General features: G+C 57.2%; 2 protein-coding genes and 1 pseudogene. All 3 read right to left on the reverse strand.

Annotated features, from left to right (window positions below; genetic code table 11):
• Nucleotides 1-175: pseudogene (locus tag ACRXB1_RS31905) on the reverse strand (MarR family transcriptional regulator); the annotation flags it as partial.
• Between the two features lie 719 nt (nt 176-894).
• Nucleotides 895-2,010 (reverse strand): YbdK family carboxylate-amine ligase, encoded by a 1,116-nt coding sequence (locus ACRXB1_RS31910; protein WP_062168480.1) that lies wholly within the window; start codon nt 2,008-2,010, stop codon nt 895-897.
• Nucleotides 2,011-2,097: 87 nt separating this feature from the next.
• The gene (locus tag ACRXB1_RS31915) at nt 2,098-3,300 is read right to left on the reverse strand and encodes a cation:proton antiporter (RefSeq protein ID WP_075359109.1); all 1,203 of its coding nucleotides are present in this window, start codon (nt 3,298-3,300) and stop codon (nt 2,098-2,100) included.
• Nucleotides 3,301-4,222 lie beyond the last annotated feature (922 nt).

Below are 4,222 nucleotides of genomic sequence, written 5' to 3' on the forward strand. Positions count from 1 at the left end.
TAAGCCGCATCGGCCCGCGCCGCTGCATCAGCAGCACCAGGATCTCACCCTGGGTCGGCGTGAGTCCCGCACCCTCGGCCCATTCCCATGCCTGGCTGCGCATTGCCGTGCTCAACCGCAGCAAGCCGTGGGTCACCCGCCCTGTAGCCTGCTCTCCGTATACGCCTTCGCTCATAGTCGTTCGCTTCGTCTTTCTTGATGCTTATCTGATGTTCGGCAGCAGCTTTGAACACCGGCAAAACGTCAGACCCCGCTCGTTTTGCCCAAGCCGCTGCTGGCTCGATCGTCGGCTAGTCCAACCGGCGAATCCTAACTTATCTACAACCGTCTCAAAATTCGGACGAACCACGCGATGCTACTCGTTCGTCGTCCGGATCATGCTTTGTGTTTCTTTGCGCCGCCTAATTTGCCAAGTCGCGCGCTCTCTTTATTTTCACCGGCTTACTACAACCCCCCGGTAAGCCAGCCTCGGCAAACGACATTCTAAGCGAGGCGGAACAAACGTACACCTTACTTATTCACGAAAGCGTGTGGATAAGGCAGTGGATAACCGCATTATCCGATGTGCGTCGATTCTTGATAACCCCGCGTCCGTGAAAAACGTCTCGTGTGTTATCCCGTGTTCCCCCCGCCCGCGCAAGCTTTCGCCTTATGGTTATGCGCACTCCAAACTGTTGAGTAAACGACGTTTTTGACGGTTGTCCACAGAAAAGGGCGTTGCTTGTTAACTACTATTACGTATGTATACGACTTCGTGACGGTAAACCTTAGAGACGGGTTATCGGCTTGAAGATTGTCTGAATGTGATTATTTGCCGCAAATCATATCGACGAAAAAAAACCCGCCGGTCAGCGGGTTCGTACAGAAGTTTTGATGCTTCCTTGCGGATCTCCTTCATTCCCGCCACTGCAGGCATTGCTGACGAACAGCTTCGTGCAGCGAACGTTCGCGGTCGAAAACACCGCGTAGCCAGGTCGCGTCGTTCATGTTGCTGCGCGCGATATCGCCGACCTGGCGCAGCGCTTCGTTTGAACCAAGGGCATCGGCGTGAGGCGCAATGAGATCAAGCGTGGCAAGGATGTCTTCCGCGATCGTGCGCCGTTCGCCCGACTGCGGATCGATGCAACTGCCTTCCAGGCCAAAGCGGCACGCCTCGAACCGGTTGAACGTGTAGACGAGGTAATCGTCTTCTTTCAACGTCAACGGCTTGTCGAGCAGCAGATATCGCGCGAGCGTCTGGATATAGCACGCAATCGCCGCCGCGCGATCCACCGACAAAGGCGTATCCATCACACGCACTTCGATGGTTCCGAAACCCGGCTTCGGCCGGATATCCCAGTAGAAATCCTTCATGCTGTTGACCACGCCGGTGCTGACCATCTTCGAGAAATATTCCTCGAAGCTGTCCCAGGTCAGCGTGAACGGCGCGCGGCCCGACAGCGGGAACGCAAACACGGAGTTCAGGCGTGCGGAATGAAAGCCGGTATCGACGCCCTGCACATACGGCGACGAAGCCGACAACGCAATGAAATGCGGAATGTAGCGCGACATGGAGTGCAGCAGGAACAGCGCGCTGTCCGGGTCCGGGCAGCCAATGTGCACATGCTGACCGAACACGGTGAACTGCTTCGCCAGATAACCGTAAAGCTCGGAAAGGTACTGAAAGCGCGGGGTATCGAAGATCTGGCGGTCGCTCCACTGCTGGAAGGCGTGCGTGCCACCGCCACACAGCCCGACGTTCAGGTGGTCAGCAGCGGCCACGAGCGTGTCGCGGATCTTGTGGAGGTCGGTTACGGCCTGTTCATGCGTCGTACAGATGCCCGTGGACAACTCGATCATGCTTTCCGTGATCTCCGGCGTGATGCTGCCAGGAATCTTTTCGTCCTTGACGAGACGCATCAGGTCGGACGCGGCCTTGGTCAGGTCGTAATCGTGCGTGTTGACAACCTGGATCTCGAGTTCGACGCCGAACGTGAACGGCTCCGAATTGATGAAAGGTTCGAGTGACATGGTGCCTCTTGATTGACAAAGCCTTGTTAAAGCAACTACGCCAGCGATTTATTGCAGCGACTTGTTACACCAACTTGTTTGATCGACTTACTCGCGCCGCTCGCCGACCGCCGACAAGCTTCGGTACACCAGAAACGGCGTCACGATCTGCAGTATGACGATCGAACACATCACGATCGCGCGCAGGGTCGGGTCGTAATCGGGATACAGAACGTACATATCGTCGACGAGAAGATAGGCGAGCGCCGACATGGGCGTGAGCGCCACGCCGAGCGCCGCGCCCTGCTTCCAGTTCAGCCCGCTGGGTTTCGCGAAGATCAGCACGCCGGCCAGCTTGCCGATGAACCGCGCCACGATAAGCGCCAGCGCCGCCACACCACCAAGCGCGATATCGCGCCATTCGAACGCGGTGAGCGTCAAAGCAAACAGGATCACGGTGAGCAGCCAGCCGGCCGTGCCGAAGTGCGTTGGCCAGAGCTGCGGCCGCTCATTCGAATTCTTCACGATGATGCCGGCCGCCAGCAGCGCAAGAATGGTCGACAGCTTGAAGATGTGCGCGATCGCAATCGCCAGCAGCACGAGGCCGAACAACGCGACGAAAGAATGTTCGTCGTTGGTGTTGAGCCGTCTGTACAACAGGTTGCACGCAAGCGCGAGAGCGAGCGCAAGAACGAGTGAACCGAGCAGCAAATAAAGCGGCTGCACGATGGTCGCAAGCGTATTGCCGTAGATTTCCTGATGCAGCACGCCGGCCGCGAGCTTTTCGACGACCACGGCGTACATGCTGTTGAGCGCAGTCAGCGTCAGGAGGCGCTGCGTGACCTGACCTTCGGCGCGCAACTCGGTGCGAAGCTGGATCACCATTGCCGGTGAAGTCGCCATAGCGATTGCCGCGACCACGATGGACGGCATTATCGGTACTTTGCACAGCGTCAGCGCAATCAGGACGAAGCCAAATGTCAGCGTGCTTTCAGCAATGCTCGACAAGATCAGATAGGGATTACGGCGAATCCAGCGCAAATCGAGCCGGCTGCCGAGTTCGAACAGGAGCAGGCCGAGCGCTACATCGAGCAAAGGTCGCGAAAGACCCGCAGAACTGCCATCGATAACACCAAAACCCGCATTTCCCGCAATCAGACCGATGACGGCATATCCGGTAATCCGCGGCAAACGCCAGGCGCGCCATAACAATTCGCCACAGAGGCCAGCCGCCAGCAGCGCGAGCCCGGCCCAGAAAATGGCATCGGGTGTGAGCGGCCAGACGGGTAGGAATGAAAAGGCCGACTTCATCGTGAGGAATTCTCCTTCGCAGCTAGTGCGGATGGGCGGTAAAGGGACGTTTCGTCGCGGCGTGCGCTACCTGATGCGCAACCAGTTCCCGGACCGCGAGTCGTTGCGTTTGTTGTTACGTATGGCCGGTCCGACACGTGGGTCAAATGGCCCGGCTGCTGAGTTCACAGCGTGGGTGACCGCTGCGCGCGTTGGCGCGATCCCGCCAAGCGACGTGCCGGCGAAGCGGCTAAACGAAAGAACGGCGATTGTGCCATAGCTCTTGGCCTCGACTGCGCATGCCCGGCGAGCGTCGAACTGAAGCGGTAACAATGAATTTCCGCATTTGCACTTAAGGAAATTCCTACCGTGAAATCGCGATGCCGGCTTGTCGAAACGGGTGTTTTCCCACTTTCTGCGCTGCCGATGACGTCTGTTTTAAGGTTTACAAGTTTTGTTTATATATACGTAGTAGTAGTTAACAAGGACGGCGCTTTTCTGTGGATAACCCTGTTTTCGTCATTGTTAACAGCTGCTTGCAGAGCGCACAAGCGCGCCGTGAAGGTGTGCGCGCCAAAGGGCCAACTCCGAACAACTTTTGCGCAATTTGGCTGCCGGCCAAGTTGTCCCGTTTACGCCCACAGCGAGTACACAGCCCATTCGCGTGAAATTCGACGACTTATCCACAGGGTGCAGTGGAAAAGGTTTTCATCGCTAAGTTAAGTGAATTCGCCTTGTCGCAATGCGCGTAGAAGGAATCGTGCGGGGTCGACGGAATCGGCGAGTTCACGCTCGACCGGCCAGGGTTCGCCTTCCAGTTGAAAAGGTTTTCATCGCTAAGTTAAGTGAATTCGCCTTGTCGCAATGCGCGTAGAAGGAATCGTGCGGGGTCGACGGAATCGGCGAGTTCACGCTCGACCGGCCAGGGTTCGCCTTCCAGTTG

Source organism: Caballeronia sp. M23-90 (genome assembly GCF_053574605.1).

Bases quoted from the DNA above. Each gene is read 5' to 3' on its own strand.
- ACRXB1_RS31910 (WP_062168480.1), bottom strand. From the start codon at position 2,010: ATGTCACTCGAACCTTTCATCAATTCGGAGCCGTTCACGTTCGGCGTC.
- ACRXB1_RS31915 (WP_075359109.1), bottom strand. From the start codon at position 3,300: ATGAAGTCGGCCTTTTCATTCCTACCCGTCTGGCCGCTCACACCCGAT.